The 14,897-nt window shown below is 72.5% G+C and carries 15 protein-coding genes; 8 read left to right on the top strand and 7 right to left on the bottom strand.

What is annotated here, in order from left to right; all coding sequences use genetic code 11:
- The first annotated feature begins 9 nt into the window (after window positions 1-9).
- Window positions 10-3,378, top strand: a complete 3,369-nt coding sequence (locus HII36_RS33845) for a BTAD domain-containing putative transcriptional regulator (RefSeq protein ID WP_173527378.1) — start codon at window positions 10-12, stop codon at window positions 3,376-3,378.
- Here HII36_RS33845 and HII36_RS33840 read toward each other — a convergent pair.
- A complete protein-coding gene (locus tag HII36_RS33840) occupies window positions 3,347-3,874 on the bottom strand; it encodes a hypothetical protein (RefSeq protein WP_173527377.1) in 528 nt (175 codons plus the stop codon). The genes HII36_RS33845 and HII36_RS33840 overlap by 32 nt on opposite strands.
- Window positions 3,875-4,044: 170 nt before the next feature.
- On the opposite strand from HII36_RS33840, the gene HII36_RS33835 reads away from it, so the two are divergent.
- The gene (locus HII36_RS33835; protein ID WP_173527376.1) at window positions 4,045-4,569 is read left to right on the top strand and encodes a DedA family protein; all 525 of its coding nucleotides are present in this window, start codon (window positions 4,045-4,047) and stop codon (window positions 4,567-4,569) included.
- A 7-nt stretch (window positions 4,570-4,576) separates the two neighbouring features.
- Here HII36_RS33835 and HII36_RS33830 read toward each other — a convergent pair whose 3' ends face one another.
- Both HII36_RS33830 and HII36_RS33825 read right to left on the bottom strand, forming a co-directional pair.
- Window positions 4,577-5,668, bottom strand: coding sequence for a hypothetical protein (locus tag HII36_RS33830; protein ID WP_173527375.1), 1,092 nt, complete (start codon window positions 5,666-5,668; stop codon window positions 4,577-4,579).
- A gap of 62 nt (window positions 5,669-5,730) precedes the next feature.
- The gene (locus HII36_RS33825) at window positions 5,731-5,922 is read right to left on the bottom strand and encodes a YegP family protein (protein ID WP_173527374.1); all 192 of its coding nucleotides are present in this window, start codon (window positions 5,920-5,922) and stop codon (window positions 5,731-5,733) included.
- An 89-nt stretch (window positions 5,923-6,011) separates the two neighbouring features.
- Between HII36_RS33825 and HII36_RS33820 the strand changes: the two genes are divergently transcribed.
- Window positions 6,012-6,854 carry a D-alanyl-D-alanine carboxypeptidase family protein gene (locus HII36_RS33820; RefSeq protein WP_217370305.1) on the top strand — a complete coding sequence of 281 codons (843 nt, stop codon included), beginning with the start codon at window positions 6,012-6,014 and terminating at the stop codon, window positions 6,852-6,854.
- Between the two features lie 37 nt (window positions 6,855-6,891).
- On the opposite strand, the gene HII36_RS33815 is transcribed toward HII36_RS33820, so the two are convergent.
- Window positions 6,892-7,431, bottom strand: a complete 540-nt coding sequence (locus tag HII36_RS33815; protein ID WP_173527373.1) for a hypothetical protein — start codon at window positions 7,429-7,431, stop codon at window positions 6,892-6,894.
- A gap of 127 nt (window positions 7,432-7,558) precedes the next feature.
- Between HII36_RS33815 and HII36_RS33810 the strand changes: the two genes are divergently transcribed.
- Together HII36_RS33810 and HII36_RS33805 are read left to right on the top strand one after the other, a co-directional pair.
- Window positions 7,559-8,308, top strand: a complete 750-nt coding sequence (locus tag HII36_RS33810) for a class I SAM-dependent methyltransferase (protein ID WP_173527372.1) — start codon at window positions 7,559-7,561, stop codon at window positions 8,306-8,308.
- Between the two features lie 92 nt (window positions 8,309-8,400).
- Complete coding sequence (locus tag HII36_RS33805; RefSeq protein ID WP_173527371.1) at window positions 8,401-8,688, top strand: hypothetical protein; 288 nt, start codon at window positions 8,401-8,403, stop codon at window positions 8,686-8,688.
- Between the two features lie 14 nt (window positions 8,689-8,702).
- On the opposite strand, the gene HII36_RS33800 is transcribed toward HII36_RS33805, so the two are convergent.
- The 3 genes from HII36_RS33800 to HII36_RS33790 form a co-directional block, all read right to left on the bottom strand.
- The gene (locus tag HII36_RS33800; RefSeq protein ID WP_173527370.1) at window positions 8,703-8,894 is read right to left on the bottom strand and encodes a hypothetical protein; all 192 of its coding nucleotides are present in this window, start codon (window positions 8,892-8,894) and stop codon (window positions 8,703-8,705) included.
- Window positions 8,895-8,962: 68 nt separating this feature from the next.
- Window positions 8,963-9,772 (bottom strand): TrmH family RNA methyltransferase, encoded by an 810-nt coding sequence (locus HII36_RS33795; RefSeq protein WP_173527369.1) that lies wholly within the window; start codon window positions 9,770-9,772, stop codon window positions 8,963-8,965.
- Window positions 9,765-10,547, bottom strand: coding sequence for a DUF4184 family protein (locus tag HII36_RS33790; protein ID WP_173527368.1), 783 nt, complete (start codon window positions 10,545-10,547; stop codon window positions 9,765-9,767). Before HII36_RS33790 ends, HII36_RS33795 begins: the two co-directional genes overlap by 8 nt.
- A gap of 168 nt (window positions 10,548-10,715) precedes the next feature.
- Here HII36_RS33790 and HII36_RS33785 point away from each other — a divergent pair, with 168 nt between their 5' ends.
- From HII36_RS33785 to HII36_RS33775, 3 genes are all read left to right on the top strand, one after another.
- Entirely contained in the window at window positions 10,716-11,402 is a 687-nt protein-coding gene (locus HII36_RS33785; RefSeq protein WP_236004133.1) for a cation diffusion facilitator family transporter, read from the top strand.
- 134 nt (window positions 11,403-11,536) lie between these two features.
- Window positions 11,537-13,300 carry a substrate-binding and VWA domain-containing protein gene (locus HII36_RS33780; protein ID WP_173527367.1) on the top strand — a complete coding sequence of 588 codons (1,764 nt, stop codon included), beginning with the start codon at window positions 11,537-11,539 and terminating at the stop codon, window positions 13,298-13,300.
- Between the two features lie 120 nt (window positions 13,301-13,420).
- Window positions 13,421-14,897: RNA polymerase sigma factor (locus HII36_RS33775; RefSeq protein WP_173527366.1), on the top strand; the 1,477-nt coding region annotated here is incomplete at its 3' end.

The following is a 14,897-nucleotide window of genomic DNA, read 5'->3' as shown; positions in this document are numbered from 1 at the left end:
GCGGCTGACATGGTGGCGTTCCGAGTTCTGGGGCCAGTCGAGGCGTACGAACACGACGACGAACTCGACCTCGGCGGGTTGCGGCAGCGGGCCGTCCTCGCCCGACTTCTCGTGGCCAGAGGTCAGGTCGTTCCGGTTGACACACTCCTTTACGACTTGTGGGACGACGACGCGGCCAAGGGCGCGCAGTCGGGCCTGCAGGTCTACATCTCGCGCCTGCGCCGGGTGCTCGAACCCGGCCGCCCGCGCGGAGGTCCCAACAGGCTGCTGGTGACGGTCGCCTCCGGCTACGCGCTGCGGGTGGCCGCCGACCAGGTCGACGCGCTCAGGTTCGAGCAGCTCGTCCGGGCGGCCGGCGAGCACCTCGACGAGAGCGACCCGCAGGCCGCGCGGGCCCGCCTGGAGAAGGCGCTCGGGCTGTGGCGCGGCACCCCGTACTCCGACTTCGCCGACCAGGCGTGGGCGGAGGCCGAGGTGAACCGGCTGACCGAGCTGCGGCTGGTGGCCCGTGAGCGGCACGCCGACACCGGCCTGCGCCTCGGCATGCCCGCAGAGACCGTGCCCGACCTGGAGGCGCTGACCACCGAGCACCCGCTGCGCGAGGAGGGCTGGCGGCTGCTCGCCCTCGGCCTGTACCGCTGCGGCAGGCAGGGCGACTCCCTGGCCGCGCTGCGCAGGGCCAGGAACATGCTGGCCGACGAGCTGGGCATCGACCCCGGCCCGGCGCTGCGCAAGCTGGAGTCCGACATCCTGGCCCAGTCGCCCGAGCTGGAGCTGGCCGCCCCGGCGCGGCCGGCCAGGCCCGCGCAGGTCTCCGACACCTGGCCGCCCAGGCCGGCCACCCCGGTCGAGCCGCCGCCGCTGGAGCCCGAGCCGTTCGTCGGCCGCGACGCCGAGCTGAACCGGCTCATCACGGCCGCGGCGCGCACCGGCAGGTTCCAGGTCTCGATCGTGGCCGGCGTCGCCGGCGCGGGCAAGACCACGCTGCTGCGCCAGCTCGAGACCAAGCTGAGCGGCGACGGCTGGATCACCTCCTCCGGCGCCTGCCCCGACTCCAGCGCGACCCCGCCGGGCTGGGCCTGGGTGGAGATCCTGCGCTCGCTGGTCGAGCGCACCGGCGCCGGCGAATACGCCCAGCTGCTCGCGCCGCTGCTCGACGACGCCGCCCCCGACCCCGACGAGGACGAGGTGTCCGGCGGCTTCAAGCTGCACCGGGCGGTCGGCGGCTACCTGGCCGGGGTGGCCCGCCGCGCGCCGGTGCTGCTGACGCTGGAAGACCTGCACTGGGCCGACGACCAGACACTCGCCCTGCTGCGCGCGCTGCCGAGCCTGCTGGCCACCAGCCGGGTGCTGCTCGTGGTCACCTGCAGGGAGAGCGAGCTCGACGACCGCCAGGCCGACGTGCTGGCCGCGCTGGCCAGGCTGGGCCCGCTGCGGGTGGGCCTGTCCGGGCTCGACCCGAAGGCCGTGGCCGAGCTGGTCAGGGCCACCTGCGTGCGCGAGATCGACGAGGACGCGGTCGAGTCCATCGTCGAGCGCACCGGCGGCAACCCGTTCTTCGTCCGCGAGACCGTGCGCCTGCTCGACGCCGAGGGCGCGCAGGACCGGGCCAGCGCCACCGAGGTGCTGTCGCGGGTGCCGTCCGGGGTGCGCGACGTGCTGCGCCGGCGCATCTCGCGGCTGCCCGCCGCGGCCCAGCAGGTGCTGCTGCAGGCCGCGGTGATCGGCCGCGACGTCGAGGTGGACGTCCTGGTGGGCGTGGCCGCCGGCGACGAGGACTCGGTGGTCGAGGCCGTCGAGGCGGCGCTGCTGGCCGGGCTGGTCACCGAGCCCGGCCCCGGCATGCTCAGGTTCGACCACGACCTGGTGCGCGACACGATCTACTCCGACGCCTCGCGGCTGCGCCGTACCCGGCTGCACGCCAAGGTGGCGCAGGTGATCGAGGAATACTCGCCGTCCGACGTGGCGGCGCTGGCGCACCACTACTTCCTGGCCGACGCGGTCGAGAAGGCGGTGCACTACGCGGGGCTGGCGGCCGAGCAGGCCGAGCGGCGCTTCGCGCACCGCGAGGCGGCCTCGCTGTGGGAGCAGGCCATCGCGGCCTTCGACCGCACCGGCGGCGACACCAAGGAACGGCTGCGGCTCATGCTGCGCCAGATCAGGGCGCTGGCCCTGTGCGGCGACATGCACGCGGCGCGAACCCTGCGCCGCCAGGCCATGGACGCCGCGCTGCCGCTGGGCGACCTGGAGATCACCGCCAAGGTGGCCGCGTCGCTGGCGGTGCCGCACAAGGGCATGGCCCGCGACTTCACCCGCACCGCCTGGGAGATCGTCGACGTCACCGAGCAGGCGCTCATCGAGCTGCCCGAGGGTGAGCAGCGGCTGCGCGCCAGCCTGCTGACCACGCTGGCGCTGGAGCTGGAGGGCTCCTCCTCGCCCGAGCGCGGCCGTCAGGCGTCGCTCGAGGCGCTGGAGCTGGCCAGGCAGAGCGGAGACCCGACGCTGATCGCGGCGGCGCTCAGCGGCCGTCTGCGACAGTCCTACGACATCCCGGCGGTCGACACCAGGGAGGGCATCGGCCGCGAGCTGCTGGAGGTGGCCCAGCGCTCCGGGCAGATGGCCACGCAGGCGCTGGCCCACCTGGTGCTGCTGGAATGCTCGGCGGCCAGGGGCGAGTTCGCCGCCGCCGACGAGCACGCGGCCGCCGCCGGGCAGCTGGCCAGGCAGTACGACCTGTCCGCGCCCGCCGCGGTGTGCGTCTGGTACGCGGGCCAGCGGCAGATGATCGCCGGCGACTACGCGGGGGCCGAGCGCACCTACCGCGAGGCGGCCAGGATGACGGCACGGGCCGGCATGCTCGAAGGCCGGCAGGACCTGCCGCTGATCACCACGTTCTGCCTGCACCTGGTCGACGGCCGGGCGGCCGAGACGGTCGACCTGCTGGCCGCCGCGCACCAGCGCGGCGCGAAGTGGACCCTCGACGCCTACGCGCTGGCCCTGGCCTCGGCCGGGCATCTCAACGACGCCAAGGCGGTGGCCGCCACCAGGCCCCCGGTCCGGCCCGACTTCCTGTACGAGCTGGCGATGACCTGGCGGGCGCTGACCGGCATGCTGCTCGACGACCGCGAGCGGATGGTCGACTGCTACGACAAGCTCAAGCCGTTCCAGGACCGGGTGGCCGGGGCCGGCACGGGCGTGGTGGCGCTGTGGCCGGTGGCGCTGACGCTGGGCGACCTGGCCATCAGGCTCGGCCAGCCCGACGCGGCCCGCGACCACTACGTCAAGGCGCTGGAGGTGGCCGAGCGGGTGGGCGTGCCGCGCTGGGTGGAGGCGGCCAGGCGGTCGGTCAGCAACTCACCTGGAAACGGTCGCTCTTGATCGTCTTGCCACCCTTGACGCTCAGCTCGACCCGGTACCAGCCCGGGGACGCGGACACTTCCCACTCGGCCGCGTCCTCGGCGCCGGAGAAGCCGGCGTGGTCCACCAGGTAGGTGCGCCAGGTCTGGGTGGCTGCGCTCCAGCGGGCCAGCCGCCAGCCGTACATGACGCCCTCGCCGGCCGGGTTGAGCAGCAGGGTGCGGGCCAGGTACGTCCTGGTGCAGCCGGTGTCGGCGGCGCCGGTCACGGCGTTCACGGTGAGCTCGCCGGCCACCGGCGGGCGCTCGACGGGCACGGTGATGGGCATCTCGCGGGCCGACAGGGTGACGGTGCGCACCGGCTGCTGGGCGGCGGCGGTGTGCGCCTCCTGGGCGGAGCCGGCGTTGCCGTAGGCGGAGAAGCCGACGTAGGCGCTGGTGAAGGCGAGCGCCCCGACGAAGAGCTTCGCCGCGTTCGCGGTGCCGCTGGCCAGGACCGCCGCGCTTCTCGTCGACATGATCATCTACCTCTTCTCGTTCACCCTCAGGTGTACGGCAAGGCGGTTGATCGCTGGTTGTCGCTTGGTTGCACCTTTTGCGGTGGCCTTGCAAGCTGGTGTGGCGGTCACTCACCCGTCTGAACTAAGGTAAGGCTGACCTAAATGTCCGGTTGGGGTGGTGGTGCGCTGTGTGGGACTCCGTCGTCGCCCTCTTCGCGGACTTCTCCCCGACCTCGCCGTTCGGACTGCTGGTCGGGGCCGTTTTGACGTTGGCGCTGTTCGGAGCGTTCCAGGCGTACTACTGGATCGGCCGCAGGCTCGGCCAGAGGCTGTACGAATCGAAGGCGTTCAGCAAGGTCGGCAGGGAGCGGATCGACAAGATCGAGCACGTCGTCGAGAAGTGGGGCGCGCTGGCCGTCTACGGCTGCTTCTGGGTGCCGATGCTGCGGCACACGCTGCCCTGGGTGGCCGGGGCGCTGCGCGTGTCCTACCCCTGGTACCTGGTGGCCAGCGCGCTGGGCTGCCTGACCTGGGCGCCGGTGTGGTGGTTCGGGCTGACCGCGGTGGTGTGGGGCTGGGTCAAGCTGGCCGCCAGCTCGCCGGTGGCGGCCGGGGCGGTGGCCGTCGTGGTCGTGGCCGGGGCGTGGTGGTTCATCGCCAGGCGCAGGCGGCGCAGGCGCGCGGAACAGGCCGAGGAGAGCCTGACCGCCTAGCTCCCGATCAACTGGAGCAGGGCGCGACGCGCGACAGGTCGAGCACGGTCCAGGTCCGCTCCTTTCCGGACGTGGCCCAGAACAGGATCTCCGGCGCCGAGCCCGCGGCGCCCCGGTGGACCTCCGGCGCCTCGTCCGTCCTCGGCTGGGTCTTCTTCGGCTCCGTCTTCTTCGGCTCCGCGCCCAGGCGGCCCGACCTCCCGGTGCACATGTCGTGGAGGAGCCTGGCGCCGTTCGGCTCGTCCTGCGAGGCGTCGCCGTACACGTAGGGCAGGCCGAACCAGCCGAAGCGGCCGGCCAGCAGCGGGCCCTCGGCGTCGGACGCGGCGATCTCGGCGCGCCGCGAGCCGTCTCCGCGCTGCACGATCAGCGTCGTCAGCGCGTTGTTGCGGGGCGGGACCCGGCCGACGCACCAGTCGCCGGCGCACCAGACCTCGCGGGTGCCGGGGATCGGCACGCTGGGCGGCGGCGTACGGGAGATCGCTTGCGCCAGCCCGCCGTTCAGCGGCACGCGGTAGCCGTCGCGCAGTGGCCCGATCCACCTGGCGTGCTCGCCCTCGATGGTCAGCTCCTCGTGGTAGGCGACCTCGCCGTGTCCGGTGAGCCAGGCCACCAGCCGCATGGGGCCGCCGGAGCGCGGCATGGACCACAGCTCCATGTGGCGGTGGCCGGCGTTCCACGGCTCGGAGCGGTAGACCTCCGCCGTCCAGGCGATCCTGGTCTCGCCGACCGCCACGCTGCGCACCACGTAGCACAGGTTGCAGTCGCCCCACTCGGGGGCGGTGGCCAGGGCGCGGTGCCGACCGGTCCGGAGATCGTAGGAGTAGAAGGTGGGCCGGGCCTCGGCCGAGGTGACCATGAGGGCCTCGGTCTCCGACAGCAGGGCCACGGGCTTGACGCGGATGCCGCGCGCCAGCCGCCCCGGCAGGGTGCGGACGGCCTCGGGCCACACCGCCGACGCGGGTTCCGGTCTCGGTACGGCGGGCGGCGGGCCGGAAAGTTCCGCCGCGGGGCGTTGCGCCGGCGCCGTCGTGCAGGCGGCCATCACGCCGGCGAGGGCGATCCACACGGCCGGGATCCACGTTCGTGAGCACGGCATGCTACGCACGATGATCAGACGGGCAGAGGCCCGGCGAAGTTCCCCGGATTCTTCTTCCGGGATTAACCCTCGGCCTGGGTGCGGTCGTCGATCTCGGCCTCCGGAGCGTTCCTGCGTACCGTCTCGATGCCGTTCACGCAGGCCATCTTGGTCGGGTAGCCCTCGCCCACGGCCAGGGTCTGGCCGTTGTTCGCGACCAGGGCGAAGCGGAAACCGCCCTGCTCGTCCTTACTGATCACGAACCTGCCCGCCATGGCCGCCACACCCCCGTTTGTCGGATCTATCTTTCTCATTTACCCGCTTCCGCGCGATGGCCCCGCGATCTCCTGTCAACATATTGGCCATGCGTATTGGGGGTTTCATTGGCGCCGTCGTGCTCACCGTGCTCATGGGGGTCGCGGCTCCCGCCGCGGCGCGGGAGGTGGACGCGCCGGCGGTGGCGGCGAAGTCCGCGTACGTGGTCGACTCCGCGGGAACGATCCACTTCGCCAAGAACGAGACGCGCCGGGTCCCGGTCGCCAGCCTCGTCAAGGTGATGACCGCGTACGTGGTCCTGCGCGAGGGCGGGCTCGACGACGTCGTCACGATCACCGCCACCGACGTGCGGCACGCGGTCAGGAACGGCGCCACCTCGGCCTCGCTCAAGAAGGGCGAGCGGCTGACGGTCAGAGACCTGCTCCACGGCCTCATGCTGGTGTCGGGCGCCGACGCGGCCAACGCGCTGGCCAGGCACTACGGCCCCGGCAAGACCGCGTTCGTGGCCAAGATGAACGCCGCCGCCCGCTCGCTCGGGCTGAAGGACACCCGCTACACCAACCCCGACGGCCTGCCCACGCCCGCGCTCGGCGGCCGCTCGACCGCCGTCGACCAGGTCAAGCTGGCCCGGCTGGCGCTGCGTAACAGCACGTTCCGCACGATCGTGGGCCGCGAGCTGCACCTGGTGCGCAAGACTGCGGCGCACGGCGCGCACACCTGGCGCAACACGAACAAGCTGCTGCACCTGACCGACGGCGTGCTCGGCGTGAAGACCGGCTACACCAACGCGGCCGGGTTCTGCCTGCTGTTCGCCGGCGAGCGCGGGGGCAGGCAGGTGGTCGGGGTGCTGCTCGGCGACCAGGACGCGCGCCGCTTCAGCACGGCCAGGAAGCTGCTCGACTTCGCGGACGCGCAGATCGCGGGCGGCTGAGCCCCGGGCCCGCCGACTACGTGCTGGCCCGTGCGGCTCAGGTGAACGTGATCGTCCCGGTGCCCGACAGCGTGGACATGCCCTGCGTGGCGCAGCGCAGAATGCCCATGACCGGGGTGATGCCGCCGCGCGCCCGCCGGCCCGACAGCGGCCCGGCGGTGATCGTGCCGTCGAGCAGCGCGTCGGCCGGGCTCTGGGTGGCCAGCCGGTCGCCGCGGATCCGCAGCACCGACCGGCCGACCGGGCGGCTGGTGGCGTCGAACCAAGTGACGACGGCGCGGCCGCGCACGTGCCTGGCGCTCGCGCAGGAGCTGTCCGAGGTGGCCCGCACCGCCATCCAGCCAGAACGCAGGTACGACGCCGACCCGTCGGGCGACGTACAGCCGGTGAGCTGCAGGTTCCCGCGTGAGTCGATCTTGCGCGGGGTCAGGCCGAGCCGCGGGGCGAAGGTCAGCGTGCGGGTCGGCGGCGTGGCGACGGTGCAGGTGAGCGCCGGCGTCTGGGCGGGGGCCAGGGTGCCGAGGGCGCCTGTCGCGGCCATGACACCCGCTATGGCGCTGATCGAGGCCGTCTTCATGGACCCTCCGGCGGTGCGACTACAGAAAGTGATCGGGCGATTACATTCTGCCGCAACCACCACCCCGGTCGGGCCCGATCGGGCGTCCCAGGTCCGGTGTTACGTTGACCGTCGAGGAGGTGGCTCCATGAGCGACGACGGCTACGCCACTCTCGGCCGCGGTTACGCCCGTCTCCGGCGTCCCGACCCGCGCATCGCCCGGGTCATCGCCGATGCGCTCGGCCCGGCGCGCAGCGTGCTGAATGTGGGGGCCGGCGCCGGATCGTACGAACCGGCCGGCCGCCGGGTGCTGGCCGTCGAGCCGTCCGCGACGATGATCGCCCAGCGTCCCGAGGGGTCGGCGCCGGTCGTCCGGGCTGTGGCCGAGCGCCTGCCGGTGGCCGACCGGTCGTTCGACGCCGGTCTGGCCGTACTGACCACGCATCACTGGACGGACCTGGCCGCCGGGCTGGCCGAGCTGCGCCGGGTCTGCGGCCGGCAGGTCGTGCTCACCTGGGACACGGCGGTGAGCGACAGGTTCTGGCTGGTCGAACGGTACGTGCCGGAGATGGGCCGGCGGGAGCGGTCGCTGGCCACGCTCGACGCCGCTCTCGACGTCCTGCGCGGCCTCGGCGCGCGCCCCGAGGTGATCCCCGTGCCCGTGCCCGCCGACTGCGTCGACGGTTTCACCGGCGCGTACTGGCGCAGGCCGGAGGCGTACCTGCGGCCGGAGGTCAGGGCAGCGATGTCCGGGCTGACCCTGCTCGACCAGCGCTACCTCGCCACCGCGATGGACCGGCTGGCCGACGACCTGGCCACGGGCCGCTGGCACGACGAGCACGGCCACCTGCTCGAGCTCGACTCGATCGACCTCGGCTACCGCCTCGTCACCACGTGAGCGCTCGCGCCAACTTTCTGGCCGCCAGGTCTGCCGTGCTCGCATCCCCGCGGATACGGTGGTTTACCCACCCTCCGAGAAGGATTGACTCCATGGCGGAATTCGTCGAGATCCGCGCCACCGTCGAGGGTCACGAGAAGGCAGCCGAAGTCGCCCACGCGATCTTGTGCGAGGGATTGGCGACGTCCATCGAGATTTCGGAAGTGCCGTCCCCGGGTCCGGGGATCTCCTGGCAGCTGACGCTCATCGCCCCCGCCACCGACCGCGACCGGCTCGAACGGCGACTCGAGCGGGCCGGCGGCGATCTGGCCGCCGCCGTTCCCGTCCAGGCCGGTTTCGACCCTTGCCCCGACTGGCTCTCCGGCCCGCCGCCCGCCTGATCGGGGGCCGCCCGTCATTCTCCCCGCTCGGCGTGCGACGAGAACGCGTGCCAGAGCGCGAGGCCGAAGCACAGCGCCGTCGAGACGCCGAGCAGGAGGTCGTGCACGGTGACGCCCAGGCCCAGGCCGATGGCGACACCGGCGGCCAGGCCGGCCACCTGGTTCCTGGTGGTCTTGCTGTTCGTGAGGTTCGCGCTGTTCGTCATGCTTCGATCTTGGCCTGGACGGCGGTCGCGGCGTAGACGCCGCCGTCATGAGCCGGGGATGACAACTGTCAGCTCGCCCGCATCAACCCGTGGCAGGCGATCGCGGCCGCGGCCACCACGTTGAGCGAGTCCACGCCGGCGGCCATGGCCGAACCGCTCATGGGGATGCAGACGCGTTCGTCCGCCTCGTCGAGCCAGCGCGACGACAGGCCGTCGCCCTCCGAGCCGAGCAGCAGCGCCACCCGGTCGGCGAAGTCGACCTTGTCCATGGGGGTCGCGGCCTGGTCGGGGGTCAGGGCCAGGGTCTGGTAGCCGGCCGCGCGGACCCGGTCCAGGCCCGTGTACCAGTCGTCCATGCGGGCGTACGGGATCGCGAACACCGCGCCCATCGACACCTTCACCGCCCGCCGGTACAGCGGGTCGGCGCAGCGCGGCGAGAGCACGATCGCGTTCACGCCCAAAGCCGCCGCCGACCTGAAGATCGCGCCGATGTTGCTGTGGTCGACCAGGTCCTCCAGCACCAGGATCCGATGCGAGCCGTCGATCACGCTCTCCAGCGGCGGCAGCGGGAGCCGGCGCATCGAGGCCAGCGCGCCGCGGTGCACCTGGAACCCGGCGATCCCCGACATGATCTCGTCGCTCACCACGTAGACGGTGTCGTCGTCGCCGAGCGCGTCGGACAGGGTGCGCAGCCAGCGTTCCGTGGTCAGGACGGAACGGATCGGGTAGCCGGTCGCGATCGCCCGCCTGATCACCTTCTCGCCCTCGGCCAGGAACAGCCCGCGCTCGGCCTCCAGGCTCTTGCGTAGTTCGACGTCCCGCAGCCGGGTGTAGTCGCTCAGTCGGGGGTCGGCGATGTCGGTGACGTACTCAAGCACCTTCCGATACTGCCACGAGCCGTCTGAACTGCCAGACCGCCGCGTAGCAGGTGAGCACCAGGCACAGGCCGATCAGCGTGCCCGCGCCGGTCTTGGTGATCACGCTGGCGATGCCCAGGTGCGGGGCGGGCTCGTCGATCGTCGGCCAGACGAACGCGCCGGCGACCATGCCCGCCGCGCCGGCGCCGAGCACCGTCCAGCGGACGGACGGCGCGACCCGCAGCCGCTCCGGCACGGGCACGACCGGCATGCGCGACAGCCCGCGCCAGGCCCACCACCCCACCAGGGCCAGGCCGACGACGGACGACACGTACTGCAGCAGGCGGAAGAGCCTGATCACGCCGAGCACCGACACCGCGAACCAGGGCGCCCACAGCTCGGGCGCGCCGGAGTGGGTGAAGGAGTCCCAGAGCACGTGGGTCGAGGCGCCCACCAGCCCGCCGACCACCAGCGGCAGCGGCCTGGCGGCCACCTCGCGCATCGACGGCGCGAGCGAGGCCACCCGGCCCGACACGACCGGCGGGAGCAGCGAGATCAGCGGGTCCCTGAACAGCCCGTGGAACAGTGCGAGCGCGATGAGCACGGAGGCCAGGTCGATGGTCACGATGCCCAGCGGCGTGTGCCAGTTCTCCCTGGCCGGCAGGAACGGCAGGAAGATCGGCAGGTCCGGCACCATCGCGCCGAGCGCGAGCGCCCACGGATCGGCGTACCTGCGCAGGCGCGGCGACGAGATGAACGGCAGCACCGCGGCGACGTGACTGGGCGTGAACGGCACAGTCGTCCCCCTCCCCTGTGACCGAGTCCCCGTGACGGAGGTCCCCCGTGATCGAGTCCCCCGCGACCGGCCACCCGGGCCGATCTTGTGACCGATTCGTGCCGATTATCCGCCAAAGCTGGCACATACTTTGCCGCCGAACCCCGGAGGTGACCTTGAGTAGCGGGTATGGTACGGATCGCTGTCGACGGCCGGGTGGTGGGGATTCGGGGGTTCACGGTGCCTGACCAGCGGGTTCATGAGCATCCGGCCGCGTCAGCCGATTGGCTGCGCGCGGCGCGGAGAGCGCGCGGGCTGTCCGTGCTCACGCTCGTGTGGCTGGGCCTGGAGAGCACGCTCGGCCTGGCCGCCGGGCTGTCCTCGCATTCCGTCGCGTTGATCGGCTGGGGGTTGTCCGCCCTGGTCGAGGCGCTGGCGAGCCTGATCGTGGTGTGGCGGTTCACCGGGACGCGCACGCTCTCGCCGAACGCGGAGAGCACCGCGGGCCGGGCGGTCGCGGTGAGCTTCTGGCTGCTCGTGCCCTATCTGATCATTCACGTGGCGCACGATCTCGACGCCGGCCACCGGGCCGCGCCGACCGTGCTGGGCATCGTGGTCACCACCGTCAGCCTGGTCAGCATGCCCGCGCTGGGGCTGGCCAAGCGACGGCTGGGGCTGCGCCTGGCGTCGGCGGCCACGTCGGGCGAGGGCACCCAGAACCTCATCTGCGCCGCCATGGCGGGCGGCGTCCTGGCCGGGCTGTGGCTCAACACAGTGGGCTGGTGGTGGGTCGATCCGGCCGTTGCGGTGGTGCTGGCGGTGGTCGCCGTACGCGAGGGAGCCAAGGCGTGGCACGGTCACGCATGCCACCACTGAGAGTCACGGTGAGTTATCACACCACCAAAACCACGGTTTTGCCACAGTAACCCCACCGAGTATCGTTCCCGGAGTATTGCGGAGCATCTCCCGCTAGGGTCTCCGGAAGGTCTCAACACACCAAAGAGGACATCGTGGGGCGACACCGCACAGACGATCTCGATGGCGGCTACCGAGCCCATGAACCCGCGCCGCGCAGACGGTCGAGCGGGCGTGGGCGGGTCCTGGTACCGCTGGCCGGGGCCGTCGCGCTGGCCGTGCTCCTCGGTGTGGCCGCGTTCGTGATCTTCAACCGTGACCACGACTGTTCCGCCGGCAAGATCGCGCTGCGCGTGACCGCGACCCCGGACATCCAGCCCGCGCTGGCCAAGGTGGCCGGTACGTACAACAAGGCGCTGCACTCGATCGACAGCAAGTGCGTCGAGGTGGGGGTGACCAAGGAGGCCGCGGCCAGGACCGCCAACGGTCTGCTCTCCGGCAAGACGAGCACCGACCTCTGGGTGGCCGACTCCAGCATCCTGCTGAACAACCTGCGTGCCACCGAGGCGGGCGCGGCGCTGCCCGAGCCCGGCGGCTCGATCGCCGTCTCCCCCGTCGTGCTGGCCGCCGCCAAGGCGAGCGCGCCCAAGCTGAGCACCGCGGGGCTGAAGCCGAGCTGGACCGGGATGATCTCGGCGGCGAACGTGGCCAACCCGGACGGCCCCGGCAGGAAGGTCCGGGTGCTCGCGCTCGACCCGCAGAAGAACTCGGCCGGCCTGGCCGCGCTGCTGGCCGCGGCCGGCACCGCCAAGGCCGCCGGACAGGACAAGGAACTGGTCGGCGCGCTGAAGGAGTTGTCGGGACAACTCGCTTCCGACTCGACCGCGCTGCTGGCCAGCCTGACCGTGAAGTCCAGCAAGGTGCCCATCGGCGTCGCCGCCGAGCAGGCCATCCACGCGCACAACGCGAAGAAGCCCGAGGCCCCGGTGGTCGCCCTGTATCCGGCGGAGGGCACGCTCAGCCTCGACTACCCGGCAACCGTGCTGGCCAAGGACGCAGGCGTGCGCAAGGCCGCCGCCGACTTCCAGCGGGAACTCGGCACGGACGCGGCCAAGAAGGTCCTGCGCGACCACGGCTTCCGCACCCCCGACGGCAAGGGCGGCGACGCCCTGTCCAAGGACAAGGGCTTCACCCCGGACAAGCCGAAGATCCTGCCCGCCCCCGACACCAAGACCGTGGCCAGGATGGTGCAGACCTGGTCGAGGCTGAACCTGGGCACCCGCATGCTGGCCCTGCTCGACGTCTCGGGCACGATGGCGCTGCCGGTGTCCGCGAACATGACCAGGATGCAGGCCATCTCCAAGATCGCCGGTGAGGGCCTGGGCCTGTTCCCCGCCGCCTCCGAGATCGGCGTGTGGACGTTCTCCACCCACCTCGACGGCCAGGGCAAGGACTACAAGGAACTGCTCTCCGTCGGGCCGCTCAGCGAGACCGTCAACGGCGTGCTGCGCAAGGAGGCCCTGGCCACCCAGCTCCGCACGATCCAGGCCAAGGCCACCGGCGACACCGGGCTGAACGACACGATCAAGGCCGCGTACACGGAGATGACCGAGTCGTACCAGGAGGACAAGATCAACACGATCCTGATCCTCACGGACGGCGCGGGCAACGACGACGACCAGGGCATCTCCAACGCGCAGGTGCTGCAGTTCCTGAAGAAGACCTACAACCCGAAGCGTCCGGTGAGCATCCTGCTGATCGCCTTCGGCCCGGAGGCCAAGGCGGGCAAGAAGCAGATGGACGCGCTGGCCAAGGCCACCGGCGGCGAGGCGTACATCGCCGAGAACGTCCTGCAGGTCCGCGACTTCTTCCTGCAGGGCATGGAGCGCCGGCTGTGCGCGCCGAGGTGTGACGGCTGACCCCTGCCGCCCATGCCCGTTGGGCATGGCGCGGGCGGGTCGCGTCAACCCGCCCGCCCGAGGGGGCGTCCTCTCCCGCGTGGGGCTTGAGTGCCCGTCCTACCTGCGGGGAGGGAATCCGTGCCCGGATGGCCGACCGTCGGCCGCGCCGACGACCAGGAACTGGTTGACGCGCTGCGGCGCGCTGACACCGGCGCGCCCGCCAAGCTCTACGACTCCTACGCCGAACGCCTGCACGACTACGCCTGCTCACTGATCGGCGAGCCCGAGGCCGCCGCGGACGCCGTGCACGACGCCCTGGTGACGGCGCAGGGCTGCGTCGACCGGCTGAAGGAGGCCGCCAGGCTGCGTTCCTGGCTGTACGCGCTGACCAGGTTCCAGGTCCGGGCCAGGATGGCGCATCGCGGGAGCACCCCGGCCGACGGCTCGGCGCTCCCCGTCCTGGACGATCCGCAGGACCCCGAGCTGACCGAGCTGGTCCACGAGACGCTGGCCGAGCTGAGCAGGGGCGAGCGGGAGATCCTGGAGCTGTCGCTGCGCCACGGGCTGACGCCGGCCGAGGTGGCCGCGGTGCTCGGGCTGACCTCGCGGCAGGCGGCCGGTCGTCTGGACCGCGCCCGCGACCACGTGGAGAACTCGGCCGCGGCCGTCGTCCTGGCCAGGACCGGGCGGGCGCACTGCCCTGACCTGTCGGCCATGGTGGACTCGTGGGAGGGCCCGCTGACCCCGCTGCTGCGGCGGCGGCTGTCCGGGCACATCGGCGGCTGCGAGGTGTGCACGGAGCGGCGGCGCAGCCAGGTGTCCGCCGCGCGGCTGCTCGACCTGGTGCCGGTGTCGTACCCGCCGATCTCGCTGCGCCGCAGGGTCATCGACACGTGCGTGAACCCCGAGCGCGACCAGACCCGCACGCTGATCACCGATCGCGGCGACAGCTTCGACCGCACGGGCTTCCCGGTCGAGGTGGAACGCCGCTCACGCCGCCGCCGGCCGCGCCGTCTGGCTCCGGTGCTGCTGGCGGCGGCGGGCGTGCTGGTCGTGACCGGCGCCGTGGTGGTGGTCAACGGCGGTGGCGGCCCGGGCGCCGCCATGGGGTTGTCGCCGTCGCCGTCCAGCGGGACGGCGACGTCCGCGGACGCCTCCCCCGAGTCCGCGCCCGAGTCGGAGCCGGCACTCGACGAGGACGAGCCGACGCCGGAGCCGAGCCCGTCCGACACCCCGTCCGCGGACGAGACGCCGAGCGCCAGGCCCGCGCCCCGGCCGACGAGGGCGGTCCCGCGCCCCGCCACCGGGCCCACGCGCACGCACCGGCGTGCGCCAGCCGCGGCCAGGCTGGCGGTCACCTGCCCGCCCAGGATCGACGGCCTGGCCAAGATCGCGCTGCGCGCCCGCAACGGGAGCGTGAGCTGGACCGCCGCCGCCACCCACGGCCTGGACGTCTACCCGGCGGAAGGCACGATCAGGGCCGGCGGGTCGATGACGATCTGGGTCACGGTCGTCGAGCCCAACGCCTCGGGCAGCGGCCGGGTGGCCATCTCGGCCAGCGGCGGTTCGTCCGCCTGCGCGCTGTTCGACAGCACCAGCTTCGGCACCCTGGGCA

This window comes from Nonomuraea antri (assembly GCF_013283785.1).
GTDB classification, from domain to species: Bacteria; Actinomycetota; Actinomycetes; order Streptosporangiales; family Streptosporangiaceae; genus Nonomuraea; species Nonomuraea antri.
This window is presented reverse-complemented; position numbering and strand designations above follow the sequence as displayed.